At 46.9% G+C, this 22454-nt stretch carries 33 protein-coding genes, 1 tRNA gene and 1 pseudogene; 29 read left to right on the top strand and 6 right to left on the bottom strand.

The window, feature by feature from the left end; all coding sequences use genetic code 11:
- Positions 1-14 precede the first annotated feature (14 nt).
- From BFJ94_RS19125 to BFJ94_RS19105, 6 genes are all read left to right on the top strand, one after another.
- Positions 15-899 carry a mechanosensitive ion channel family protein gene (locus BFJ94_RS19125; protein WP_120464086.1) on the top strand — a complete coding sequence of 295 codons (885 nt, stop codon included), beginning with the start codon at positions 15-17 and terminating at the stop codon, positions 897-899.
- 30 nt (positions 900-929) lie between these two features.
- Positions 930-1151, top strand: coding sequence for a DUF951 domain-containing protein (locus BFJ94_RS19120; RefSeq protein ID WP_120464085.1), 222 nt, complete (start codon positions 930-932; stop codon positions 1149-1151).
- A 162-nt stretch (positions 1152-1313) separates the two neighbouring features.
- A tRNA-Ser gene (locus tag BFJ94_RS19115) sits at positions 1314-1404 on the top strand.
- A 139-nt stretch (positions 1405-1543) separates the two neighbouring features.
- The gene (locus tag BFJ94_RS25925) at positions 1544-1936 is read left to right on the top strand and encodes a site-specific integrase (protein ID WP_229717112.1); all 393 of its coding nucleotides are present in this window, start codon (positions 1544-1546) and stop codon (positions 1934-1936) included.
- A 22-nt stretch (positions 1937-1958) separates the two neighbouring features.
- Complete coding sequence (locus tag BFJ94_RS25920) at positions 1959-2570, top strand: tyrosine-type recombinase/integrase (RefSeq protein WP_229717113.1); 612 nt, start codon at positions 1959-1961, stop codon at positions 2568-2570.
- Positions 2570-3337 (top strand): helix-turn-helix domain-containing protein, encoded by a 768-nt coding sequence (locus BFJ94_RS19105; RefSeq protein WP_120464084.1) that lies wholly within the window; start codon positions 2570-2572, stop codon positions 3335-3337. The genes BFJ94_RS25920 and BFJ94_RS19105 overlap by 1 nt, the downstream gene beginning before the upstream one ends.
- Before the next feature lie 473 nt (positions 3338-3810).
- Here BFJ94_RS19105 and BFJ94_RS19100 read toward each other — a convergent pair whose 3' ends face one another.
- The gene (locus tag BFJ94_RS19100; protein WP_120464083.1) at positions 3811-4230 is read right to left on the bottom strand and encodes a type II toxin-antitoxin system HicB family antitoxin; all 420 of its coding nucleotides are present in this window, start codon (positions 4228-4230) and stop codon (positions 3811-3813) included.
- Positions 4231-4253: 23 nt separating this feature from the next.
- On the bottom strand, positions 4254-4445 hold the full coding sequence (locus BFJ94_RS19095) for a type II toxin-antitoxin system HicA family toxin (protein WP_120464082.1): 192 nt from the start codon (positions 4443-4445) through the stop codon (positions 4254-4256).
- 294 nt (positions 4446-4739) lie between these two features.
- On the opposite strand from BFJ94_RS19095, the gene BFJ94_RS19090 reads away from it, so the two are divergent.
- Positions 4740-5390 carry a hypothetical protein gene (locus BFJ94_RS19090; RefSeq protein ID WP_120464081.1) on the top strand — a complete coding sequence of 217 codons (651 nt, stop codon included), beginning with the start codon at positions 4740-4742 and terminating at the stop codon, positions 5388-5390.
- Here the strand turns inward: BFJ94_RS19090 and BFJ94_RS25915 are convergent.
- From BFJ94_RS25915 to BFJ94_RS19065, 3 genes and pseudogenes are all read right to left on the bottom strand, one after another.
- Positions 5387-5488 (bottom strand): annotated as a pseudogene (locus BFJ94_RS25915) (ATP-dependent DNA ligase); the annotation flags it as partial. The gene BFJ94_RS19090 and the pseudogene BFJ94_RS25915 sit on opposite strands and share 4 nt — an antisense overlap.
- A gap of 42 nt (positions 5489-5530) precedes the next feature.
- On the bottom strand, positions 5531-5770 hold the full coding sequence (locus BFJ94_RS19080; protein ID WP_162944344.1) for a hypothetical protein: 240 nt from the start codon (positions 5768-5770) through the stop codon (positions 5531-5533).
- A gap of 806 nt (positions 5771-6576) precedes the next feature.
- Positions 6577-6801, bottom strand: a complete 225-nt coding sequence (locus tag BFJ94_RS19065) for a helix-turn-helix domain-containing protein (protein WP_120464077.1) — start codon at positions 6799-6801, stop codon at positions 6577-6579.
- A gap of 274 nt (positions 6802-7075) precedes the next feature.
- Between BFJ94_RS19065 and BFJ94_RS19060 the strand changes: the two genes are divergently transcribed.
- The 18 genes from BFJ94_RS19060 to BFJ94_RS18965 all read left to right on the top strand — a co-directional run bounded on the left by BFJ94_RS19060 (position 7076) and on the right by BFJ94_RS18965 (position 17374).
- Positions 7076-7306 (top strand): hypothetical protein, encoded by a 231-nt coding sequence (locus BFJ94_RS19060; RefSeq protein ID WP_120464076.1) that lies wholly within the window; start codon positions 7076-7078, stop codon positions 7304-7306.
- 4 nt (positions 7307-7310) lie between these two features.
- Positions 7311-7613, top strand: a complete 303-nt coding sequence (locus BFJ94_RS19055; RefSeq protein WP_120464075.1) for a hypothetical protein — start codon at positions 7311-7313, stop codon at positions 7611-7613.
- On the top strand, positions 7610-7825 hold the full coding sequence (locus BFJ94_RS19050) for a hypothetical protein (RefSeq protein ID WP_120464074.1): 216 nt from the start codon (positions 7610-7612) through the stop codon (positions 7823-7825). The genes BFJ94_RS19055 and BFJ94_RS19050 overlap by 4 nt, the downstream gene beginning before the upstream one ends.
- A gap of 164 nt (positions 7826-7989) precedes the next feature.
- Positions 7990-8343, top strand: a complete 354-nt coding sequence (locus tag BFJ94_RS19040) for a hypothetical protein (protein WP_120464072.1) — start codon at positions 7990-7992, stop codon at positions 8341-8343.
- 736 nt (positions 8344-9079) lie between these two features.
- The gene (locus tag BFJ94_RS19035; protein WP_120464071.1) at positions 9080-9310 is read left to right on the top strand and encodes a hypothetical protein; all 231 of its coding nucleotides are present in this window, start codon (positions 9080-9082) and stop codon (positions 9308-9310) included.
- Between the two features lie 431 nt (positions 9311-9741).
- The gene (locus BFJ94_RS19030; RefSeq protein ID WP_120464070.1) at positions 9742-10656 is read left to right on the top strand and encodes a hypothetical protein; all 915 of its coding nucleotides are present in this window, start codon (positions 9742-9744) and stop codon (positions 10654-10656) included.
- A gap of 116 nt (positions 10657-10772) precedes the next feature.
- Entirely contained in the window at positions 10773-11162 is a 390-nt protein-coding gene (locus tag BFJ94_RS19025) for a hypothetical protein (protein WP_120464069.1), read from the top strand.
- Complete coding sequence (locus BFJ94_RS19020) at positions 11155-11367, top strand: hypothetical protein (protein WP_120464068.1); 213 nt, start codon at positions 11155-11157, stop codon at positions 11365-11367. Before BFJ94_RS19025 ends, BFJ94_RS19020 begins: the two co-directional genes overlap by 8 nt.
- A 122-nt stretch (positions 11368-11489) precedes the next feature.
- Complete coding sequence (locus BFJ94_RS19015) at positions 11490-11669, top strand: hypothetical protein (protein ID WP_120464067.1); 180 nt, start codon at positions 11490-11492, stop codon at positions 11667-11669.
- A gap of 4 nt (positions 11670-11673) precedes the next feature.
- Complete coding sequence (locus tag BFJ94_RS19010; protein WP_229717116.1) at positions 11674-12000, top strand: cold-shock protein; 327 nt, start codon at positions 11674-11676, stop codon at positions 11998-12000.
- 286 nt (positions 12001-12286) lie between these two features.
- The gene (locus BFJ94_RS19000) at positions 12287-12727 is read left to right on the top strand and encodes a hypothetical protein (protein ID WP_120464065.1); all 441 of its coding nucleotides are present in this window, start codon (positions 12287-12289) and stop codon (positions 12725-12727) included.
- Positions 12728-12770: 43 nt separating this feature from the next.
- Complete coding sequence (locus BFJ94_RS18995; RefSeq protein WP_162944343.1) at positions 12771-13337, top strand: hypothetical protein; 567 nt, start codon at positions 12771-12773, stop codon at positions 13335-13337.
- 31 nt (positions 13338-13368) lie between these two features.
- Entirely contained in the window at positions 13369-14229 is an 861-nt protein-coding gene (locus BFJ94_RS18990; protein ID WP_120464063.1) for a hypothetical protein, read from the top strand.
- A gap of 74 nt (positions 14230-14303) precedes the next feature.
- On the top strand, positions 14304-15470 hold the full coding sequence (locus tag BFJ94_RS18985) for a hypothetical protein (RefSeq protein ID WP_120464062.1): 1167 nt from the start codon (positions 14304-14306) through the stop codon (positions 15468-15470).
- Positions 15471-15517: 47 nt separating this feature from the next.
- Positions 15518-16084: a stalk domain-containing protein gene (locus BFJ94_RS18980; protein WP_120464061.1), complete on the top strand. Its 567-nt coding sequence runs from the start codon at positions 15518-15520 to the stop codon at positions 16082-16084.
- Positions 16085-16157: 73 nt separating this feature from the next.
- Positions 16158-16349: a hypothetical protein gene (locus BFJ94_RS18975; protein WP_162944342.1), complete on the top strand. Its 192-nt coding sequence runs from the start codon at positions 16158-16160 to the stop codon at positions 16347-16349.
- Positions 16339-16917: a Rossmann-fold NAD(P)-binding domain-containing protein gene (locus BFJ94_RS18970; protein WP_120464059.1), complete on the top strand. Its 579-nt coding sequence runs from the start codon at positions 16339-16341 to the stop codon at positions 16915-16917. Before BFJ94_RS18975 ends, BFJ94_RS18970 begins: the two co-directional genes overlap by 11 nt.
- The gene (locus BFJ94_RS18965) at positions 16910-17374 is read left to right on the top strand and encodes a phBC6A51 family helix-turn-helix protein (protein WP_120464058.1); all 465 of its coding nucleotides are present in this window, start codon (positions 16910-16912) and stop codon (positions 17372-17374) included. Before BFJ94_RS18970 ends, BFJ94_RS18965 begins: the two co-directional genes overlap by 8 nt.
- Positions 17375-18556: 1182 nt before the next feature.
- Here the strand turns inward: BFJ94_RS18965 and BFJ94_RS18960 are convergent.
- Entirely contained in the window at positions 18557-18754 is a 198-nt protein-coding gene (locus BFJ94_RS18960) for a YjzC family protein (RefSeq protein ID WP_120464057.1), read from the bottom strand.
- Between the two features lie 245 nt (positions 18755-18999).
- Here BFJ94_RS18960 and rpsF point away from each other — a divergent pair, with 245 nt between their 5' ends.
- The 4 genes from rpsF to BFJ94_RS18940 all read left to right on the top strand — a co-directional run bounded on the left by rpsF (position 19000) and on the right by BFJ94_RS18940 (position 22408).
- Positions 19000-19284: a 30S ribosomal protein S6 gene (gene rpsF, locus BFJ94_RS18955; RefSeq protein ID WP_068778621.1), complete on the top strand. Its 285-nt coding sequence runs from the start codon at positions 19000-19002 to the stop codon at positions 19282-19284.
- A 49-nt stretch (positions 19285-19333) separates the two neighbouring features.
- Positions 19334-19816 carry a single-stranded DNA-binding protein gene (gene ssb, locus BFJ94_RS18950; protein WP_120464056.1) on the top strand — a complete coding sequence of 161 codons (483 nt, stop codon included), beginning with the start codon at positions 19334-19336 and terminating at the stop codon, positions 19814-19816.
- A gap of 19 nt (positions 19817-19835) precedes the next feature.
- Positions 19836-20105, top strand: a complete 270-nt coding sequence (rpsR, locus tag BFJ94_RS18945; RefSeq protein ID WP_120464055.1) for a 30S ribosomal protein S18 — start codon at positions 19836-19838, stop codon at positions 20103-20105.
- Positions 20106-20656: 551 nt separating this feature from the next.
- Positions 20657-22408 (top strand): ABC transporter substrate-binding protein, encoded by a 1752-nt coding sequence (locus tag BFJ94_RS18940; protein ID WP_120464054.1) that lies wholly within the window; start codon positions 20657-20659, stop codon positions 22406-22408.
- Positions 22409-22454 lie beyond the last annotated feature (46 nt).

Below are 22454 nucleotides of genomic sequence, written 5' to 3'. Positions count from 1 at the left end.
GAGGGATTGGATTGATGAGAAGTTGGCTAAGCAGTGAGAATCCGCAAGAAGATCCGGTAGAGGCTGCGAAGAAATGGACGGATGGGGTTGCAAGCTGGTTCACCGATATGGATATGTGGCAGCATTTCATGTGGTCCGCATTGCGGATTATACTGATATTCCTGTTAACACGCATATTGGTACGTATTGTTTACCGGATTATTGATCGCTCATTAGAGAGGAAAGAAAAGGGTAGACTGCAGGTGAATCCGCGCAGACTTGTTACTGTGGGCGAGTTGTTGAAGAATATGACCTCAGTGATAAGTAACTTTATTATGGTTCTGATCGTACTCGGGGAACTGGGATTCCAGCTGGGACCTTTGATCGCAGGGGCTGGGGTGCTGGGGATGGCCATCGCTTTTGGTGCACAGAGTTTGGTTAAAGATGTAATAACTGGATTTTTTATCATATTAGAGGATCAGTTTGCGGTAGGTGACGTCATTCAGACAGGAGCTTTAAAGGGCACGGTCGAGATGATCGGGCTTCGCTCGACGCGATTGGTAAGTTGGACAGGGGAGGTTCATATTATCCCTAATGGTATGATTACCAATGTGACCAATTATTCGATTGGGACCGCACTTGCGGTTGTAGACCTGCCCTTCAGCAATACGAGGAAGCTTGAGGACAGTATCGAATTGCTGGAGAAGGCGATGTTGGACTTGAAGGAGAAGCATGAAGAGATCGAGCAGGTGCCGAATGTACTGGGGATTCAATCCTTGACGTCCAGTGAATATGTAATACGGATCGCGGTAGAATGTCAGCCAGGGGCCAGGTCCGAAGCGGAGCGGCTGATTCAAATGTATGCGAAGGAGGCGCTGGAGCAAGAGGAGAGCAGGAGATTGGCGGCTGGGTCTGTGTAATATATTTTCAATATAAAGGAGGAGGCAAAAATGGAGCGGAAACAGTTCCAGTTAGGTGACATCGTTCAAATGAAGAAGAATCATCCATGCGGCAGTAATGAGATGGAGATTATCCGGATGGGCATGGATATCCGGATCAAATGCGTGGGATGCAAGCATAGTGTGCTTATTCCGCGAGCCAAGTTTGAGAAGAATATGAAGAAGGTGCTGCGTTCCGCCGCCTCCGAGACGGATGCTTCGAGCAGTGAATAGGAAGAGCGTACAACCCGTTCGTGTACGTTAAGCTAGCGGGACGAAGGAGAAGGGGAGAGAGGGCTGTAGCCTTGTATTTTCCACCCTCTATTCGCCCCGTTTGGGATGGAAACCGTTCCTATTGCAATTGTTTTTAAATCATGATACAATCAATTTTGCTGTGGAGAGGTACCCAAGAGGCCCAAGGGGGTTGACTCGAAATCAACTAGGCGTCGCAAGGCGTGCGTGGGTTCGAATCCCACCCTCTCCGCCATAGCTTTAATACCGCGTCATTATCACGTTTTCAGTACGTTATGTGTACGGAAACTGGACGCGAGTGAGCGCTAGTTGATTTAAACATACCTGAGTGATTCCGACCTTCTACGTTGATAAAGCGTAGGAGGTTTTTTGTTATGGATAAACGTACTGGAAAAAAGACGCTGAACCAACGGGAGCCTATTGCGGATGTTGGCCTGCCATCGTACACGCTCAATGAGGCGGTAGACTTCGTAGTAAAGGTTAAGCGCGCAAACAATCTCAAGGAAGGCACGATCGAGGGCTACGTTAAGAACATGCGGTACTTTATCGAATGGGTAGCCGACCATCGCGGAGAGATATCGATCCAAGACGTTACCGCGGATTTACTTCGCGATTATGTAATATGGTGCGCGAAAGAAAAGGAGTATTACGCAGGGCATCCGTATAAAGCGGAGTTTGAGAAGGATCGGCGCGGCCTCTCTCCGGCATCAGTAAACGTTCGTATTCGCGTTCTAAGGACGTTCTTTGCCGTTTTGAATAAGCCGTAATCCGGCCGCTAACCTGTCTCTAATGCGCCAGGACGTCGATACAGTTACGCCTTTGACAGAGGAGGAGCTGCGTCGTTTCTTAAAGGCGCCTGATCAACGGCAGTGGGCTCAGTGGAGGGACGCGATAATCATGACGTTAATTTTGGACACTGGCCTCAGACTTAATGAAATATGCGCACTTGAGAAGTCAGAGATTGATTTCGTACGGAAGCTCATACTATTACCTGCCGCGAAAAATAAGAATAGGAAATCTCGGATACTTCCCTTGTCAACAGAAACTGCGCGCCTATTGAAGCAGTTGATAACAGAGTCCGCGGAGCATTTCGAGACATCGTATGTATTTACAACGAATTACGGGGACCAATTAAGCGATAAGACGATCCAAAAGTCGTTTGATAGATACGCGGAGAAGGCTAAGCTGGGGCGGAGTGTATCGCCGCACGTGCTGCGCCACAATTTTGCGACAATGGCGGCAGAGAACGGGATGAGTATATTTCATTTACAGAAGATCATGGGGCACGCGGACATATCAACAACGCGGAAGTACGTCCAAATTAGCGAAGAAAGTATTGCTGACGAACATCGGAAACACTCGCCTCTTACGCGGATTATGAAGCGGGAGGGCTCGCACTAATGACGACAGAACAACGTAAGGGCGGTATTGTCCGCGTATCAAAGCGTGATTCTTCTTACGCGATTATTGACCCATATTTTCTATCAGATGAGCGCCTTTCGTGGAAAGCGAAGGGGCTGCTCGGCTATTTGCTCTCTAAACCGTCAGACTGGCGCGTTTATGTTTCAGACCTCGTCAAACGTTCAAAAGACGGCAAAGACGCGGTTTATTCAGCGATTAAAGAATTAGAAGCCGCGGGATACATTGAGCGCCGCCAGACACGCGACCCCGATACGAAGCGTATAACCGGATATGAGACGGTTGTATTTGAGCGCCCGGTTGAGCCGATCGAGCCACAAGAGCCGGAGCCAAGTGCGGATATTCCACAAGCGGAAATTCCCGATATGGAAAAACCGTCTACGGTGAAACCGCCCCTAGTAATTAATGATTTAAATAATAATGACTTTAAGAATGATTGTACGAATGACGCTACTCTTTCCGCCTTATCTCGTCGTCTATCCACAATCCCACTTAACGACACGCACGCAGTCGGTGACTTTTATTTCGCGGATATATATGCGGCACTTCTACGCCATTTTCCCGACCGTCTCGATCCGGAAATAATAGATTTAGCCGCGGAGCAGTACGTCATGATGACGATAGACATGCGCACCAATCTGCCCCGGATCGACGTTAAAAATCCGGTCGGCCTATTTGTTGATGCATATAAGACGGCGCTGGCGCAATATAAGGCGCTTCGGTACAAACGGAAGAGGGCCGCGAAATGAAAAAATATAAATCTCGTAAAAATAAAAATGGCGTCCTTTTCAGATGCATCAACAAGATATAGTCTGGTATAATATATCTGCGAGGTAAGCGGCCCGGTGGTGATAGTAATAGACACCTATCAAGTAATAACATTAATTTTTACAGCAATGATTTTTATGTTAACTTTTATGAAGTTTATCCTTGACTTGATTAAGTCAGTAGAAAAGAAAAAGTAGCCGGTCTCTTGGCGGAGAAACCGACTACTACTTGTATTACTTCTTCGATTTTAGTTAAATACCCTTACCTCGCGAATTAGCCGGTAACGATAATTTCGTTATCGGTTTTGTCAATTTTAGTTTACACATTGTTGACTGATTTATCAACAAATAGTTTACTTAGCACTAAATACTGAAAGCCGAACAGTGGGGGAATAACAATGAAACCAGACGTTTCCATACGGGGAACGCTCCGGTTTTTCGCATAAATTGAGCGATTAGTCGCGCACCTTTTTACGATCACTCACACCGAGATATTCCTTTAACGCGTCCTGTAAGACGTGCGAATAATTGACCTTATTTTCTGCGGCGATATCATCAAGCCATTTCGGAATGGTTAGCGTCTTCTTAACGGCACGTTCCGCCATGTTATCACGAACCGGCGGCATCCAGACATCAATTAATACGATGACTTGATTCGGTTCTGTGACGATATCGGCTGCACGAGATGGTTCGGGGATTACGTCGCCGTCTTCTTCCATTCCGTAAACGTGTAGGCCGAGGCAATCCTTCGCCATATACAACGCTTCTTCGTCTGTGTCTCCGCAAGTGATTGCGCCAGGCAAATCCGGGAACTCTACGGAAATTCCATCGGCCGCATAATCGAAAATTGCGGGGTAAACATAGCGGTCTTTCATATATAAACCTCCTTAGGAGGGGCTTATTTCAGCCCCGCCTGTTTCAGAATACTTGCGATTGTCTTTTGCGGTAAATCTTTGTTCGGGTGAGGGATTGTAACCTTGCCGGGTTTAGTAGGATGTTTGAATTGGTAGTGGTCGCCTGTTGCTCTTATGTAGTACCACCCGTCGGCTTCGATTAGTTTTATTAATTCCCTCGAAGAGTATCCTTTCATAGCGACACCGTCCTTACACTTCTAATATAACACGTATGATGATACGTGTCAATAGTTTAATACGTGCTTGTGCACGTATTAAATTTCCGTTGAGACATTTCTCCGCGAAATATGGTAAAATTTCGGTATATATACGAAAGGAGACCGGTCGCCAATCGTTGTATTCGTCGCGGACGAGCTTGTCGGAAGCGGGAAGATCAAGGACATAACGGAAAATAGCGTGAGGATCGGAGGAGAGCGATATCTCCGCGAGAGTTGTACGTTTAAATATGCGATGTAGGGTGAAATCATTTTATGTTCAAAAAAGATTATACTAATCCAATAAGAAATCTTTTAGTTAATATTTTTCTGGTACTTGCTTGTTCTTGCTGTTTTTTAATTCTTCTGGCGCTGTTGATTAAACTTGGTCCAATAATAAACATTAAGGATATGGATATTCTTGCTTTTTTGGGTGCAATAATTGGAGGGTTATTTACGTGGTTTGGTGTGAAGAAAACACTTGACGAACAAAGAAAGGATACGTTCTTAAAAAACTACAGCGCTGAGATTAGTATGTTGTATGTTATCACGCGTGAAACGAAATTTATATCAGCAGTGAAGCGGACTGAATTCGTCAATTATGATGATACTCCCGACGAGGGCGCGACTCTCGAGTACAAAGAGAGGGCCATAGATAAATTTATTGATATTATAAACACCAAATCGCCCGAGCTGGCGGAAAAATTAGAGTGGTCCGTATTTGAGGTCCTTGATGCAAAGTTTAGAACTCTCGATGGAGACACAATTATATTTAAATCGTCTCCTCGAAATGATAACTCTAAAGTAGAAAAACATATTAAGGATAGCCTCGATAGGGCCATAGAGGTACATAATCTACTTGAAGAAAGAAAGCAATCTCTTGCTAAAGAATACCGTAAGATGAGAACTTCAAAAACTAAAAACTAGATTATAAACCTCTCAAACACTGGGCTCCGCAGCATCCCCGCGCGAGTCCAGTTTCGCATTTTAACACGCGCCCTAATCCGCGGCTCTATGTCCATGTACTCGACTAGAGGGCGTTTATCTAACGCTTCTCGAACGGCTTCCTAATCCGCCTCCGCTTTTTCTCGCGCCTCCCTTTCCGCTTTGAGTGCCGATTTAACCTCGCGTAGCTCACGGACCGTCATTTCGTCGACCGTTTTGGTTGCGCCGGTTGACGGGATCGTGTGCGTTTCTGATACGAAATCAGATCGATCAACATCAGACGGTAGTTGCGCGATTTGCAGGAGTTTTGCGATTCCCAAATGCGCAACCGATTTCGCATTTACCTTGAACTCGTCTACCAACTGGACAAACTGCTGCGCGTGTCGCGGTGTCATATCAACGGTCTGTAGCCACTCGAGGTACTACCCATGGGCTAAGTCGTTCTCCTTTACGTGCTTCAAGCGACGGCCTATCTCGAATATTGCTTCGCCTGCAACGCGTTTGTATGCGTTAATTTCGGCTGTGATTGTCGGGAGGTCGGTGGTTAGTGCTGGCGTTTTGGTTCCGTGGACTCTGCCGAAGGTGTAGATATCTGTTTTGAAAGACTGATCGGGAGAGCCTCGAAAGTATCTCTAAGGTTTTGCGGAATCCGCAAAAGCTCATCGTACCTGTTTATCAGTTCGTAAGCAGTTCGCCGAGGGTAGCCCATGTAGTCAAGCCACGCGACAAACAGCCCGTTATATTGATTTTTCCCCGCTAGAGTATCTTGTGCTTCCTTTAACTCCCGTCCCAAATCCGTGTATGCCCTATTGACAATTTCGCGCATATTCCGCTCTTTTATACGAAGGAACTCAGATGGGGAGCATCTAGTTGATCGTAATCTCTCCGGATTTTACTCGTTCGAATAATCCGGGCTCGTCGCGTTGGACTGCGATTAGGTACTCCATCGACGACTTTCCGATACCTGCTCTCTCTGCGAGTGTTCTTGCGATTTTACCCCGGAGCTCCCGAGCGCCCAAAGCTGGGCTTTCGGGGACTTCCTCACCTTTTTTTAAGTTCGCAAACCTCTGCGACCTTGCCTTCTCCCGCAACTCCTCGACCAACTCCGTAAATTCCAAAACGATAGCTGCTCGCTGTCCCGGCAATAACGATCGCCGCAGGATAGCGATTATTCCTCGGAATCTCCCACGATAGTAATGATTTGATTAATATCAGTTGTCCCGAGTGCTTCCGCGATTTTTACGATGTGTTCAAAGTTAATATTTTCGCGCTTGCCGTTTACTAACTCGGAGAGAGCCGCGCGTCTAACGTTGGACAGTTCGGATAATTCACTCAAAGACATTCCCCGTTGCTCTAATAACTCGCCAAAAGTAACCTTAATTCTTATCCCCATAAATATCTCCTCTAAAATAGGTATTGACTGTACGCATAAGCGTACGTTATAATCAAATCACAGGTTGTACGTAAATGCGTACAGTTGTAGTATACAGTCTATTTACAGAAAAAGCCACAACTTTCTGCTTGTTTGTCATGCCATTTTTAGGACAAGGGGGCCGGATCATGTACAGCGGAGGTAGACAAATCAACGGGCGGCTTTATGTAAGGACTCGCGGCGGTAATTGGATCGCGCTGGAACTATTAATTCATAACTAAAGGGGGATTTCGATATGGTGAGTTTTGAGATGGAAGGCTGTTATGCATATGTGGTGAAGGGTGATCTTGTTGTGATTATCGACATAGAAGAAGAGGCGGCGATTCTAACACGCCTCAATGAAAAAGGAAAGGTCGACGAGTGCAGATTTTTACATTTTGAGACGCGCCTCACTCTTAAATTACTTCACGAGATTCACACTGCGAGAAATGAACTCGACTTGGTTATGGCTGTATTGGAGGGTTAATGAGATGAATTTCGTAAAGGTAACGGAGATTTGCGACGAGGACGAGACGATTATTCGAGAAGGTATCATGTTAACCGAATCAGTCGCGGTGTCCGTCGATCTTGGAAGCGAGAGTGTGAGCGGTACGTATTTGGTGGTTGAGCGCGTGGAGGAAATCGACGGCGAGGTATACGTTTGTAACTATAAAGGTTCTCTACTGTTTGACGTAGTATTACCGGGTAAGATTTCAATCCAAAAGCTCGCTTCTATGACCGCGCTTGAGTTCTTGGCAGTCGCTGCAGGAATAGGTGGGGAGGTTACGCTATGAGACACGAGGAACATCGTTACACTTGCGTCTTGGATCGCGCAGGTTGGCGAATCACACTCGACGTATACACGCCGCTCCCGGTAACTAACGATGAACTGCTTCCGCTTGCTATTGCGGGGGCAATTGAGGACTTGAAGCACGTCGGCATCGAAGCGACTCCGGACGAGTTCGCACCGGTTGGCTGGAAGGAGGTCCCGGCACATGATTTCTAAGCGCATAGCATTTTTTACACGCAAGGCTAACGAATACGGGGCGCTCCGATACGATTATTTGCGCGGCCGCTCCGCCAAGAGACCGCCCGCACTTCGCTATAAACGTTTACTTGCTTATAAGGCCGCGGTAACGCGGCAGATCATAACCGAAAGGGGTAGTTTACATGAAGCTCAATCTTGAACGTGTCCTCGTTGTTGATGGTTGTTTCGGAGACGGTCCGCTAGATTATGAACTCCGGGAGTCTTGGCTCATTCGCAGCGACCTCGCACTATATTTTATCGGTGACGAACTAGTTTTACGGTGTGTCGTGCGTCATACAGACGTGGTTAACCATCCGCGGCTCTACATAGCAAAGGAACTGAAAGATTCGGTTCGGGTCGCGAAAGGTATCGACCAAACGGACGAGCTTGTTGCGGAGGTTGCGGCCTGCCTATTACGAATGTCAGCGCTCGACTTTCTTATTGACTGCGTAATGTCCGACCCGATGGCGGGCGAAGAGTTTCGAGTCGTTAGATAACTCCGCGTCTCCGATGAACCTAACGTCGCTGCCACGGCTAAAGGTGCGCTAACACCGTAAAGGGGAGGAGACGCCAGGTCACTGTTTCAAGCCCGTAGTATCTCGCGGCGCTAAACGTGGTACGTACCACGTAATTCAAACGTCGAGTAGCGCCAAATGCTCGGCAAATGCGACGACGTCGTCGTTTTTCCGGCCGGTAGCGCCAACTATCGACCGGCGATCGCTAATCTCTGCGGCTCGGGCGCGGCAACGCCCGGATCGGGAAGTCGCATTTATCGATATAGGCACGGATAGGGTGCGCGGGTAGCTCCGTGGTTCAGGCACGCCCTGTCTGTTTTTTTATTTAAAGGGTTGTATTATTGGTAGTTTAACGCCGTTACGTTACAACCGAAGGTTTAAAGTTTTGTAAGGACGGTTGTATTTCGCGCCATTATGTGTCTACGGGTTATGAGAAAGATTTTTGCAACGTGAGGTTGTATTTTACGCCTTTAGTTATTTACGGGTATAGAAAGAAATTTTTTGACGTGGATAGGCTATATTTTGTGCGCTCAGTTGTCTACGGGTTATGAGGAAGTTATAGTAAATAGGTTGTATTTTGTTCGATTTCAGGACTAAGAATATAGAGGGATATAAGCTAAATCGCAAACGTACCGCGTGCTTGACGGTATGTGCGCGGTTCTTTTTATTTGGAGCAATGTAAGAAAAAAAATCTACCACAAACAAAGGAGGTACTACTATGACACTAACACCGGAAGTAATTCGTATTTGCCGCGTCAATCTCGGAATGTCACAGGGACAACTCGCAAGAAAGGCTGCGATTTCCTGCCCGCTACTCGGTGCGATCGAGCGCGAAGACAGGGCGCTACTGCCGCACGTTGCGAAAAGAATCCGGGAAGCTATTCCGCTTACCGACGGACAGATTGCGGATATTGTTGCAGCGAATCGTAGAATTAACACCGCCGGGTAAGACGCTACAAATGCCGGTATATTGCGTAATGTTCCCGTAATAACAAGCGCGAACAACCTTTCGTCACTTCGTTCCTCACCACTGCGGACCAAACCGTGTCCTTGTGGGATATCAAATTCTTATCCGCGGAGATAAGTTATTGAGATTTATGCCGCGGTTAGAAACTATATGGTGTCGATGGCGCGAGAGCGACAAGACTGACGGAGCCGATAGGTGACGGCGAGCATTACTGGATCAACTTATAGTAGTGTGATAGATTTCCTTCGCGGAAGAAAAGAATAATTGGACTAATAAATAGGGATAGCAGCAGTAGAAAAGCTGAAACTCCACACAGGACGTGGGATTTCGGTTTTTTGGCATGTTCCCGAAAAGCAGTATAATTCGGCACTTTTGTTCCTGAAAAGCAGTGTATTTATTCTAGGAGGGGTAGAATGGCAGTCGATAGAATGCGAGAACAACGGTATTGGATGAACCTCACACCGCGAACGAAGCGCGGAATACTGGCGCAGAAAGATGTGATCGAATCGGAATTTGGCGAGCGTCTGGCGAATTTTGAGGTTGTGCTTAGAACGCCAGAGTCTCAAGTCCGCGGCAAAAAGTCTCTCGATGAAATCCGGACCCACGCGGAGGAAAACGGTGGATTCGTATTCGCGCTATTTAACGGCTGTATGACGATGGCCGAGCGTTTCCCGTCGCTTACTCAATCCGATCTCGCGCGCCTGATGTTTATTGGGACATATACGAACTATGATGGACGCCTCCAATACGACAACGGCCGCCCGATTAACCGTAAGGCACTTGAGGCACTTCTCGGGATGAATCGCGCGCGGTTTTCTGAGTTATATCAAAAGCTGCTCATAGAAGAGATCGTAAAAGACGAGAATGAGCACGGCGACATTTATATTAATCCATCGATATTTTATCGCGGAAAACTTGGAGACGCGGAGTATAAGCTCGATGATTATCGCCACACGCGCTTATTCCGGAAAACGGTTCGTGACCTATACGAGCGATATAACGGCCGGACTATCAAGCAACTGGCGATTGTTTTCGCGGTACTACCGTTTATAAATTTCGCGTTCAACGTCGTTTGTTTCAATCCGGAGGAGATTGACGAAGATCGGGTAAAGCCCATGGATTTAGAGAATTTGGCCGCGCTGCTTAACTATAAGGATACGCATAAACTGCGTACCGCACTCGGCGCGCTCAAGCTCGACGGTAAGCCTGTATTCTTATTAATTCCTGATGTAAACGATAAACGAAAACGCAGAATCATAGTTAATCCGCGTATCGTGTTCGCAGGTAAGGCGGAGACTCTTGCGGGTATTAAAGTACTATTCAACTAGGCCATTGAAGCGCTTTTTATTTTGCGCAAAAACATCCGTACGAGGCGGATAATCCTCGGTCAATACGCAGGGAAAATCCACGGCAAAACTGCTAGGCCGCTGAATGGATGGTTTTAATGGCTGTTACCATAAGCCAGGATCAACACGGCACGATAATTCAATACGCGGGAGACAAGCGCCCGATAAAGATCGAGCCGTTTGTTATTAAATACGAGGAAGACTCGGAAATACTGCAGCAAGTTATGGGCTTTGTGGTTCGCGAATCGAACGCGCCGCATCACCTCGCCAAAATGGAGGAGTCGAAGTTTTACGCTTTGGTCGAACGCTTGTCCGTCATGGCCTGCCGCAAGTTCTCGCCGCTTCGTAATTGGGGCGTCTCAAAACAGGAGATTCGCGGGATCGTTCTTTTTGTATTACAAGCCGGTATTGCTGCCGGAGAATGGCCGACGGCCTACGAAATCAGGCATAACACCTTTGTACAGGACGGGAGGGGCCGACTTGAGTAACGTAGTTTGGCGTTTAGATTCGGACAACTTGGCCGGATACACAGAGGACGCGGAGGTTATGCGAAAGATAAGGCGGTCATATCCGGACTTCGTGGAAATGGCGACGTATGAGAAGAACGGCGTTATTTTCGCACGTCAGTACCGTATTCCTTCCGTTCGAAAGCGGTCGGCGCGTCATTTGTTTAACGTAAATATTACGCGATAATAGCTCGCTTAATGTCCGGAGGATGTAACACCTTGCCGGATTATTTGGCGTGCCTGAAAACGTGTGAAATCAACCAAAAGCGTACCGATTATGCACAGTTTTTACGGAGGGGAGGATATGCGATGAAAAGCGACCATGTGGTCGTAACCGCCATCGAACCGGCCGAATACTATCGTCGGCGCGTAACGCTACGGAACACGAAGACAGGCGCGGAATACACGCTTTACTACGGGGATAGCGTCAGCGAGGCGACGATCCGAATGAGGGCGCCGTTTTTAGCTGCGAAATATAACGGGAGGTAATTATATGTTCATTGAATCAAAGACCTGGGGCGGCTATCCTGCTACAGAAATGGCGGCTGTTTATAGCCGCGTAGTGCCGACGGGTTATCGGTCGCCGGTCGCGCCGCCCAAAGAGAAGAAACCTAAAGCAAGCCGCAAGCAGGGGCGGATCAAATTTATCAACGCGAGTAAAGGGTTCGGATTTATCTCGGTTTATGGCGCGGAGGACGTGCATTTTAACGAGTCGGCCGCAAACGGTCAGAAATTTATGCGCGGAGACCGCGTTACCTTTGAGATTGGTGAGGACAGCCGGGGCCGGGTTTGCGCGAAGAAAGTGAGGTTATCACAGTGATTACGGCTCGCGGATTGATAAGCGAAACGTCCGGCGTCGTCACGCGTCCAGCACCACAACCGCAGTCGAAACAGCCCGCGCAGCCCGTAACGATCCAGCGAAAGATCGAGGCGAAGCCGGGAAGTATTCACGCAACAGTGACACTCGAGGCCATTGTCGAAAACACGGGCGAGGTCGTCCGGACGGAATCGTTTAGGACTACACAGCCGGTCATGCAGTATGTGATTATTACGCGGTTAATGGGCTTTAAAGATGATTTAGCCGCGGATGGATACGAGGTGCGTGTATGAGGCCGCTGTTTCAGGTGATAACCGTCAATTTCGGGCCGGAGAAGCTCGTCGCAATTAATTATTTTGACGAAAACGGGGCACACGCGGACCAACATATCGGAGCAGTGGGCGACGATGAGGAACTGGCGTTGATTGATGCGGTGTTAGGTACAGTGCACGTTCATAAGCTCGATACGGTGGATATAGAAACCGACAACGACACGCTATTTAAGCTGTTTTTGGCGGTGCCGGGCGTGAACGTTTCGCTTACCTCCCGTCATAATCTAAGCGCGTTATATCGGCAATTCGAGCCGGACTCCCCTATTTACCCAATACTTGCGGAGTTATACGAACCGGAGGAAGAAGAGGGAGCAGAAGATACCGAGGAACCGATGCCAGAGAATCCGAACAGGTGGGCCCGAATTATTAACTTTATTAGAGGAGTGTTCAAACAATGATTAAATGGGAACTGAAAGAGAAATACGATACGCAGGACGCTTTATGGAATTGCGCGCCAAACATGAGGCCAGCGTGAAGGCCGCAGAGGATAAACTAGCAGAGGAACTCGCACAGAAACAGGAGTTATTGCGGAGAGAGTTTGAGGAAGGAGTAGACTTGTCCGCAGAGCGTGCAAAATCGACGGCAGCTATTGATAAGGCAGAAAAGGCCGTCCAGGAAGCGAAGGAACTCCGTGACGCTGCATTTGCTTATACAGTTGAGAAGTCGAAAGAGGGACGAGTTAAGGCGCTCGATCTTGCGCTTGATTGGAATGAAAACTTTATTAATGGCGTTCGCGAAAAAGAGCTTGCGCCTATTGTTGGGAGACTCGCGTCCGCCCGGAGTGATATGTACAACGCATTACTTGATTTTTACGAATTGGTTGACAAATATGACCCTCTTCGTCGCGAAATTGCCGAACTTGAAGATCGAGAAAGTAACGCAGAGAGACGAACGACACGTTACATTACAGAGATTGAACAGGACTATAACCTTCCACTCGTAAAAGAGATGGACATAAGAAATATCAAAAATCGACGTGAGTTACCGGACGGTATTAAACGGAAATAACTACAATCCAAATAAGAAAGGAAAATGATCAATGAGCCAGCAAAAAGCTAAAGAAAGTATCTTGAAAGCGCACGAATTACGGAATGACAATACACGTTTTTATCGAGAGTTTAACGACGCTATCCGCAAAGAGATCACCGCAGTTAAAGAAGACCGCAATCTATCTCCGGAAGGCCAAACAAACAAAGTCTCTGAGATTAAGGAAAAGCGCGGTAAAGAACTTATGCAGCAAGTATATAAGCGTCGCCAAGAGTTCCGCGCGCACTTGTCCGAAGCTAGAAAGCACGCCGAGGAAGTAATTTATACAAAGATTCCGAAGCCGGACGCAACGAAGATCGATCGTTTCGACGAAGCCCTGCGCGTACTTAAAACGGAGATTATGCTAACACATAACGCGAAATCAGCGGCGGCCAAACTAACGGCGTTTATCGAAGGAATCGAAGAACCTTACTTCGCGCATAAAGTTTCTGAACAGTTCGGGGAGTTGGCTGGATCGATTCTCGCAGTAGAGGAGCCTGGTGAACTCGCCAAAACTCGGTATGCTTTATCGCAGCAATTTAGCGGATTAACCTCGAAATACGAATCTCCGGAAGCCGGGGCAGCTAGAGACTCGTTAGAGACAGCCACCGCCTTGGATCAGACGGCCTTTTTTAACGAAATTGTACGCGGTGCGGTTAACGATACATTGGGAACTTATTACGGGTCTTATATAAATCGGACAGACGATTATTTCGCAGCTCACGAAGACGAGCGACCGAAAGAAGAAATCAAGAAGGATGCAAACCCAAAGCAACAGAATGACCCGTTTGAGTGGACAGAAGAACAAAGGGATTTTTGGCGGAGGATAAACCAGGATGCCCGTGAGCGTGAAGCTAGTAAGGCTACAGAATAGACTATTAAATTGATTAAACGGATGAATTGGCGGGCCTTTGGGTCCGCTTTTACTTTAATTTGGGAGGGGTTTATTTGAGCTTATGCGTATTTTTGCAAAGCGAGGATCACATTATTGTCGGAGCGGATACTGCAATTTCACACACTATTGACGGAAAACGGTGCAGAGGCGCTAAAGGGATTGAAAAATTGGTGCAGGTTGACCAGTATTTGCTGTTTATATGTGGCGACCTATCCGCCGCGCTTGACGTGGTTAGTTCATTTAGACGCGAAAAAGTGAAATCAATTTTTAATTTACAGCGGATTATAAAACAAAGATACCGTCAAATCCTGATGGAGACGCCAGAGAAAGTTAAAGCAGCAGAAGAAGTAGGGGAGTCTTTGCTCGGGGTGGCTTGCTTTGAGATTGATTCGCGTGGACGAACCGTTTCCCACTCATTTAATTATAATACCGGGTTTAAGGATGAAAAGAGAATAGGTAAGAAGGGTTTCACACACCTTGTTGCAGGTGGATGTAAGTCTGACAAAGCGCTTGAATTAGCTACTGCGTCAAATCTTGCGGGTGTTAAAAACCCGAGGACATTAATTAAAGGCGTGTTTGAAAGTTTGGCCGGCGGGGATATTGGGGGCGATCTTACTTTATACCGTATGGATGCGTTCGGAGCAAAGTTGCTAAGTCGAGAAAAAATCAATGAGGTCGTTAAGTATCCAATTATTGATATGGAAAGCATGTCGGGCGGGCTGACTGGTGGCACAATAACTGGCGCGCTCATGAGGACGGCCCTGAGTGGGGAGCGTGTGGAGACGGACTCTCGAGGATGGCGCGTATACGATTCGAGTAATACCGTCCGCATTTCGATAAGCCAAAATAATCAACACGGATCAAATGCAATTCACTTTTCGAGTTCCAGAGGGCTTGATGGCTATTTGAACGGGCAGCCGGGCCTAATGACGTTAGCCGCTTCCGGAAACCTTTTTCTCGCGGCTGTCGGAGGGACGGTTCAAGTACAAGGAAGAACATATTTTTCGGACCCCGTAGAATTTGGAAGAGGCGCGACAGGTATCTCTATTTCGAATGTCGACGGGTTGCAAAGCGAATTGTATAGTTTACGAAGCTTAATAAGCGATAAACCGAGTAAGAGCGAGACGGCGACAAATATGACGTTTGATACTTCTACGCGAAACTTAAAGTTATATAGTACAACCGGCCAAACACTCGCGATAGTAAACATCCCAAAATAGCAATTATGATGTATACTACGGATAAACATGATAGCGGAGGTAGAATTATGAAAAAACTTGTTTATTCGTTAGTTGCTTCAATAGTATTAGTGGGCTCACTGACCGCAGTTGTATCCGCCGCAACGAGTTCGTTAATCGGAAAGAAGGTACAGGGCGTAATCGCGGTTACTGTAAACGGAAAGGCCGTGAAAGATGCCGTAGTAATAGACGGAACGACTTATGCACCAGTTCGGAGCTTTTCAGAGGCATCCGGCTACACGGTTAAGGTTGAGAAAGGAGAGGTACAGTTAACAATGCCTGAAACTATAAACCGCACAGAGGAAGAAGTTGTAAAGGAACTAAAGGTAAAAGACCAAATCAATACACTGCGAAATAATATCGTCTTTTGGCAAGCTACGATTGACGGTAATAAAGAAACAATAAAACAGGCTGAATCAGCAATCGAAAGAGCCGAAGCCTGGAATAAAGAAGCCGGTGAAGACGTTATAAAGATGGATACATCTGGCGCGGAAGAAAAGCTAAAAAAGGCACAGGATGAAATCGCCGATATTCAAGCGAAAATAACCGCAGCCGAGGCGGAAATCGCGAAATTAGAAGCGCAGCTCGGAAAATAATAACGAACATATTCGAAAGGGGCTCGCAATTATGCGGGCTCTTTTTCGTGTGTTTAAAAACGGAGGGAATCGCATGATTCAACGTAATTTAATCGAATGTACGATAGACCTCGCGCAACCATACACGGAGCTTACCGCAACTATCAGCGCAGTTATATCCGCGTTGCCTGATGCCGATACGCGACTATCCGTTTTACGAGCGCTGGACGACGCGGTAACGACTGCGCTGCTTGCGTTAGAGGGAGGTGAAGAGGATGACGAATGATGAGCTTCGTGTTGACATCGCGGCATTAACGGAGCGCCTGCGTCAAATCCGTATCGAACAGGGACTTACGCCCGATCCGCCGGAGCGAGAAGATTTCGTAGATATTCCGTTATCGCTTGCGCTAGTGGAGCGCCTGCAGCCGTTCCGAGCAATCGCGGTTAAATATGCGTCGATCCTAGCGGCCGGACAAGTGACGCGGATTGATACGGGTAAGCTTGGCGAATACGTTGAGGCGGTTCGATTGCTGGATCACTCCGTCGGCTTTTTCTGTGGAGTACATGCGCTTGGGGCCGGGGCTGTACTGGATACGATGAAGCATATTACCGAAATGATTGACGCGGGCAGAACCGAAGAAATTAACGTAAGCGACGAGATGCGCAAGATTCGTATTTATATCGAATGGATGACGAAGGATGACAGCTTAGATCATGACTTGCTCGATCAATACGGTAAATACGATATGGACGCGAAGAAGGAAGCCAGGCGCCTATTGGCCGATCCGGACGCGTTACAGGCTGCGATTGATGCCGCGAACAAGATTATAGAGGAGGACGATATTGATGAGTAGACAACGAAAGGTATTAGAGGCGCAGCTCACACCGCAGCAAGAGAAGGCCGCGCAGCTATTTGTTCAGAACGAATGGGGCGAGTTGCTAGGCGAGGGTGGAAAGAAGAAGACAATGCAGGAGCTCGCGGACGAGTTAGGAATTGCTCGCTCGACTTTATTCGAATGGAAATCGCAAGAGCATTTCGCAGCTTACGTTAACTACTTATCTGAACGTAATCTCGACGCAATGCGTTCGGAAGCTTACGTTCAATTAATGAAATTGATTCGCGGAGGAGCAAACGGAGTTCCTTCCGTTAAAGCGCTCGACTTATTCTTTCGTCGATACGGATTGCTCACCGATCGTACTGTCGTTGAGGATATGCGTGATACCGTTCAGACGCGAGTTAAGACTGACGAAGAGATTCGCGCGGAGATCAGCGAATTAGATGCGATGATTAACGGAGAAAAAGCGAGCTAAGACGTAGGGAGTCCGAGATATGTGCGCCTGTGATAACGTGTAATCATGCGTGTTACAGGCGCTTTATTTTCGGATTAAATCGGACTAATAACGCGATTCACCTGCACGCAGCTCCCGGCAGACACGCGCCTGCAAACTCGGGGGTCAAGCGGCTGGGTGCGCCAGAATTATGTATAATAGTGCAAATAATCGCTTATCCTACGCTCTGTATACGCGGACAAATGGCGAGAACTTAGACGGGGCGCGGGTTCCGGCGGTGTGGGTTACATCTACATGATTATCAATCACCTAGGTATCATCCGTATGCTTTATCGCGGTAACGCATTACCCCCAAGGGGTACCGTCGAGGGGCCGTCGACAGGCACTCGCTAAATCTAGATAGTTTCCACGACTCGAAGGTATAAAATGTAAAATGCTACGCTTGACTGATTAGTTTCTTCTATTATAATAGTAGATAATTGGAACAACGTAGCAGTATCGGAGTCAGTCCGGTATGTGTTCGCAAACTGAACGTTGATAGTTCGGACAATTTCCGAAATCAATACGCAGGTATGCGACTCGAAATCAACTAGGCGTCGCAAGGCGTGCGTGGGTTCGAATCCCACCCTCTCCGCCATAGATACAACCAATAATGACCTTCTACGTGAATTAAACGTAGGAGGTTTTTTGATATCTGATATCTCTAACGAAACACCATAACCTTATTCGTGGCAAATTCAGGTGAAAAGGGAGTAAAGCAGGGCAATAGCGATCCCCAGTTTCGTTAGCCACAGCCATAGGCCGGTACGCGCCAGGCCAAAACGCAAATGCCACGGGCCATACGGGCCAGCCCAAACGATAAACGCAAAAAAGAAAAGGACCCTTTTTACAGGTCCTTTTCTGGTTGACGGCGAAGCTTAATGGAATTCTTTTTCTAACGAACTCAGAAACGTCGATATGCGATGAATCGCAGCACGTCTTATCGAAGAGGGGTCTTCAATAACCCGTTATTATCTTGGTTTCTACTCTCGACAGTGAATAAGACTCCTAAAGCGTTGTTACTCGCTGATTGGCCCAACGGAACCACACCTCTCTGCGCAACGCCGTCTGAGTGTATTATGCTCGGGCCTACCCCTTTTTATGCGGTTTGGACAAATAAAATTTCGGATATTCCATTTACGCTAGGCCGCAATGGGGACAAGATCAATGGACACGGGCTTTTTCGGCCTTTTTCCATTTGCGGTTCTTATTGCTTGTCTCTGGGAAAGTGTCGCCCTTCTCCATTCTGATCCGCTTCGGATTCTGAATCTGGGTATGAAAGCTCCGTGCTTCGCCCACCTCCGTGTACATTCCCGGGTTTGGAGCCTTGTCCCCTTCTTCATATTCGGTTTTCTCGCCCATAGGTAAAATTCTCCTTTCTATAGGTTGTTTCAAAAATGATGCAGTCCCAGCTGGCTTCAAACTTCTTGATGCTGAAACCCTCATTTTTGAGCTTGCATTTTATTGTGCGCAGGCTGACCCGTAATCATGTGTGAGCTTGCGTTGGCGCTTCTGATTTGGTATATTAGTATAGTTCGAGTTTATGCTCGTTCCTTGCTCCCAAGCGAAGTGATTTGGGGGCCATAGTCCAAGAGGAGGTGACACAAATGCGCAAATACGAAGTGATGTACATTCTTCGTCCAGATCTTGAACAAGAAGCTGTTCAAGCTACAGTCGAGAAATTCCAAGGCATCATCCAAAACGGCGGTGAAATTACTAAGCATGACGTAATGGGCAAACGCCGGCTTGCGTATGAGATTAACAAAATTCGTGATGGAATTTACGTGCTCGTGAATTTCACAGCAACTCCTGATGTTGTTGCAGAACTTGAACGGATTTTGAAGATTTCCGACGAGGTTATCCGTTATCTCATTACAAAAGACGTAGCCTAATACGTAATCCAGTTTAGTAAAGAACATTTGCCCGAAGGAGGGGATTTGATTGTTGAACCGTGTTATTCTAATCGGACGTCTTACCCGGGATCCGGAGCTAAGATATACACCATCCGGAGTGGCTGTTACTCAGTTTACTGTAGCTGTTGACAGACCCTTCACCTCGCAAAGTGGCGAACGCGAAGCAGACTTTATTCCAGTTGTAACCTGGAGACAGCTTGCTGAGACGTGTGCGAATTACTTGCGTAAAGGTCGTCTGGTTGCTGTAGAAGGACGCATTCAAGTGCGGAATTATGAAAATAACGAAGGTAAACGTGTCTACGTCACCGAAGTCATTGCTGATAATGTCCGTTTCTTGGAATCAAACCGTGAAGCCGGAGCTGGTGGTGGACAACGGGAGGATAATCCTTTTGGAGGCGGTAACGCAGGCCGTAGCAATAATAGTAATTATTCGCGCGGCAATCAACAGGATGATCCATTCTCTGACGACGGGAAACCGATCGATATATCGGATGACGATTTGCCATTTTAATTAGGAAGGACTGAAAAGCATGAGCTTCAAGCAAAGAGAAGGCGGAGACGACAAGAGACCGGCTCGCCGCGGCGGACGTAACAAACGTCGTAAAGTGTGCTACTTCACTGTGAATAAGATTACTCACATTGACTATAAAGATACTGAGCTGTTGAAGAAATTCATCAGCGAACGCGGTAAAATTTTGCCACGCCGTGTAACCGGCACTAGCGCAAAATACCAACGCCTCTTGACAGTTGCGATCAAACGCGCTCGTCAAGTCGCATTGCTTCCGTACACTACGGAGTAATATAGAAATACCAAAGTGTCAGACGCTTAGCGTTTGGCACTTTTTTTGTGATTTGAGGCTCTCTTACGCAAGCGGTGTTAATATATAGAAAATATTTAAAATGAAGCGTTAAAAAATATAATAAAAGACTTGGAATATTAGGGGAATTAGGTTATATTATTAACTAAATTAAAAAAAGTTGCGAATACCTTCTAAGATATGACTGCATATTCAATTGACCTTTGGTTTATTTATGCAATATACATCCACGAAACTCTTACCTTTCTTTACATCTTATGTGATACCCACACTTTAGATTATGTATGATTTATCGATTTCTCGTTCCCTACAACTCTTAATAAAATTTAACAAACAACAGCTTTTTTCAAAAATACAAAACCAAGTTAGTGCATCATACTTATCGGATATATTATTTTATAATATATTTCTTCATTGTATAACCATCGAAGATGCAATGATTCTACCGAGGGGGCTTGAGTAGTACACAGAGAATCGGAAGCAACGAAGCATGGTTGTAAGAAGATCATTCATTTAAGGGGAGGAATGTAAGAATGGCGAAGAAAAGGAAAAGGTATTGGTTATCTCTATTCATGGTACTCTCATTATTCGGTGCTTTACTGGCAGGCTGCGGGGGCTCGAAGACCGAGTCCGGGGAAGGCAATAATAAGCCGCAGAACACGAATCAGCAGACAGATAATAATAAGCAGGGTGAGGTCGAGAACACAGGGGATACAGGTACACCTAAGGATGGAGGAACGTTCACGTTCAGTAGCCCTTCGGACATCGTAAGTATTAACCCAATATTTATCAATGATACGCCTTCAGCAGATACTGAGCTATTAATTTTCGCGAAAGTTTATGATTTGGACCGCGCTGGTAATCTTGTCGTGGAGCCTTGGTCTCTCGCAGAGAGCCTTCCAGAAATCTCGGAGGATGGGAAGACTTACACGGTTAAATTAAAGGAAGCGGCAACATGGAATGACGGCAAGCCTGTTTCTGCCGATGACCTTATCTTTACGATTAATACCATTAGTAATCCAGAAGTTGGTGCACCAGGCATCAGCCAATATGACAAAGTAGACAAGATCGAGAAGGTTGATGAGAAGACTGTAAAGATTCATATGAAAGAAGTCTATGCTCCGTTCGGTTATGCGCTTAACTTCTCGTTGGTGCCGGCTCATGTTCTGAAGGATGTTCCTCCTACAGAACTGAAGAAGAGCAAGTACGGTGTAGATCCGGCCCAGACCGTAACGAATGGTCCTTGGAAGTGGACTGAGTGGAAGCAGAAGCAATACTTGACATTTGAAGCAGATCCAAGCTATTGGGGCGAAGTTAAGCCGCATATCGGTAAGGTAATATACAAGATTTATGCGGATCAGAATACAGAGGTTCAAGCCTTGCTCAAGGGTGATGTAGATACTGTCACATCTATTCCATTGACTCAATTGGATGCAGTGAAGAAGCAGAAGGGGATTACAATCTCCAATAAACCAGGCGCATCCTATGAATTCATCGGTTTCAACTTCGATAAGAATAACTTCAAGGATAAGTTCATTCCATTCGAAAGCCAGAAGGCCAGACAGGCGATTGCTCACGCGCTTAACCGTCAAGGTATGGTCGATAATGTACTGAAGGGAACCGCTATTCTGATGAACGCGCCATTCCTGCCGGGCTCCTGGGCTGATCCAGGCGATAAGGCAGTGAACTATGCTTATGATATAGAGGCCGCCAAGAAGCTGCTCGCAGAAGATGGCTGGGTCGCTGGTAAAGATGGAATTTTAGAAAAAGACGGACATCGCTTCTCATTCGAATTACAATACAACACAGGTAACAGCCGTCGTGAGCAAGTTACAGCGATCGCTCAGCAAAGCCTGAAGGAAGTGGGCATCGAGTTGATTCCGAAGGCGATTGATTTCTCGGCATGGGCCGAACAGAATCTGACACCGGGTAAATTTGAGGCTATCTTGCTCGGTTGGTCCCTGACGAATCCGGACCCTGACCAAGAGAGTATCTTCTCATCCAACTACTTCCCGGAAGCAGGTCAGAATATGGGCTGGTATAAGAATGAGAAACTGGATCAATTGTGGGTCGATGGCTACTCGACCGTAGATCAGAACAAACGTAAAGAAGTCTATGCCGAAGCTGCTCAAGAGCTGTCCACCGATTTGCCATATGTATTCCTCTATCAATACGGAACACCTCAAGGACTCGGCCCGCGGGTTAAATATGCAGAGGAGGATGCTCCAGAGCCTACAAGAGCTCACGGATACTTCTTCCATATTATTAAATGGTGGGTCGAATAATATAGCAGCGGTTACGCCACCGGTGTCAGTGTGGAGGGGGAGGAGA

The sequence above is a fragment of the Paenibacillus aceti genome (assembly GCF_003614185.1).
GTDB lineage: Bacteria > Bacillota > Bacilli > Paenibacillales > Paenibacillaceae > Fontibacillus > Fontibacillus aceti.
Note: the sequence above shows the minus strand (reverse complement) of the source record. Positions and strands in the feature narration are given on the sequence as shown.

Coding starts and splice junctions, on each gene's coding strand:
- BFJ94_RS19125 (WP_120464086.1), top strand. CDS start 15: ATGAGAAGTTGGCTAAGCAGTGAGAATCCGCAAGAAGATCCGGTAGAG.
- BFJ94_RS19120 (WP_120464085.1), top strand. CDS start 930: ATGGAGCGGAAACAGTTCCAGTTAGGTGACATCGTTCAAATGAAGAAG.
- BFJ94_RS25925 (WP_229717112.1), top strand. CDS start 1,544: ATGGATAAACGTACTGGAAAAAAGACGCTGAACCAACGGGAGCCTATT.
- BFJ94_RS25920 (WP_229717113.1), top strand. CDS start 1,959: ATGCGCCAGGACGTCGATACAGTTACGCCTTTGACAGAGGAGGAGCTG.
- BFJ94_RS19105 (WP_120464084.1), top strand. CDS start 2,570: ATGACGACAGAACAACGTAAGGGCGGTATTGTCCGCGTATCAAAGCGT.
- BFJ94_RS19100 (WP_120464083.1), bottom strand. CDS start 4,230: ATGAAAGACCGCTATGTTTACCCCGCAATTTTCGATTATGCGGCCGAT.
- BFJ94_RS19095 (WP_120464082.1), bottom strand. CDS start 4,445: ATGAAAGGATACTCTTCGAGGGAATTAATAAAACTAATCGAAGCCGAC.
- BFJ94_RS19090 (WP_120464081.1), top strand. CDS start 4,740: ATGTTCAAAAAAGATTATACTAATCCAATAAGAAATCTTTTAGTTAAT.
- BFJ94_RS19065 (WP_120464077.1), bottom strand. CDS start 6,801: ATGGGGATAAGAATTAAGGTTACTTTTGGCGAGTTATTAGAGCAACGG.
- BFJ94_RS19060 (WP_120464076.1), top strand. CDS start 7,076: ATGGTGAGTTTTGAGATGGAAGGCTGTTATGCATATGTGGTGAAGGGT.
- BFJ94_RS19055 (WP_120464075.1), top strand. CDS start 7,311: ATGAATTTCGTAAAGGTAACGGAGATTTGCGACGAGGACGAGACGATT.
- BFJ94_RS19050 (WP_120464074.1), top strand. CDS start 7,610: ATGAGACACGAGGAACATCGTTACACTTGCGTCTTGGATCGCGCAGGT.
- BFJ94_RS19040 (WP_120464072.1), top strand. CDS start 7,990: ATGAAGCTCAATCTTGAACGTGTCCTCGTTGTTGATGGTTGTTTCGGA.
- BFJ94_RS19035 (WP_120464071.1), top strand. CDS start 9,080: ATGACACTAACACCGGAAGTAATTCGTATTTGCCGCGTCAATCTCGGA.
- BFJ94_RS19030 (WP_120464070.1), top strand. CDS start 9,742: ATGGCAGTCGATAGAATGCGAGAACAACGGTATTGGATGAACCTCACA.
- BFJ94_RS19025 (WP_120464069.1), top strand. CDS start 10,773: ATGGCTGTTACCATAAGCCAGGATCAACACGGCACGATAATTCAATAC.
- BFJ94_RS19015 (WP_120464067.1), top strand. CDS start 11,490: ATGAAAAGCGACCATGTGGTCGTAACCGCCATCGAACCGGCCGAATAC.
- BFJ94_RS19010 (WP_229717116.1), top strand. CDS start 11,674: ATGTTCATTGAATCAAAGACCTGGGGCGGCTATCCTGCTACAGAAATG.
- BFJ94_RS19000 (WP_120464065.1), top strand. CDS start 12,287: ATGAGGCCGCTGTTTCAGGTGATAACCGTCAATTTCGGGCCGGAGAAG.
- BFJ94_RS18995 (WP_162944343.1), top strand. CDS start 12,771: ATGGAATTGCGCGCCAAACATGAGGCCAGCGTGAAGGCCGCAGAGGAT.
- BFJ94_RS18990 (WP_120464063.1), top strand. CDS start 13,369: ATGAGCCAGCAAAAAGCTAAAGAAAGTATCTTGAAAGCGCACGAATTA.
- BFJ94_RS18980 (WP_120464061.1), top strand. CDS start 15,518: ATGAAAAAACTTGTTTATTCGTTAGTTGCTTCAATAGTATTAGTGGGC.
- BFJ94_RS18975 (WP_162944342.1), top strand. CDS start 16,158: ATGATTCAACGTAATTTAATCGAATGTACGATAGACCTCGCGCAACCA.
- BFJ94_RS18970 (WP_120464059.1), top strand. CDS start 16,339: ATGACGAATGATGAGCTTCGTGTTGACATCGCGGCATTAACGGAGCGC.
- BFJ94_RS18965 (WP_120464058.1), top strand. CDS start 16,910: ATGAGTAGACAACGAAAGGTATTAGAGGCGCAGCTCACACCGCAGCAA.
- BFJ94_RS18960 (WP_120464057.1), bottom strand. CDS start 18,754: ATGGGCGAGAAAACCGAATATGAAGAAGGGGACAAGGCTCCAAACCCG.
- rpsF (WP_068778621.1), top strand. CDS start 19,000: ATGCGCAAATACGAAGTGATGTACATTCTTCGTCCAGATCTTGAACAA.
- rpsR (WP_120464055.1), top strand. CDS start 19,836: ATGAGCTTCAAGCAAAGAGAAGGCGGAGACGACAAGAGACCGGCTCGC.
- BFJ94_RS18940 (WP_120464054.1), top strand. CDS start 20,657: ATGGCGAAGAAAAGGAAAAGGTATTGGTTATCTCTATTCATGGTACTC.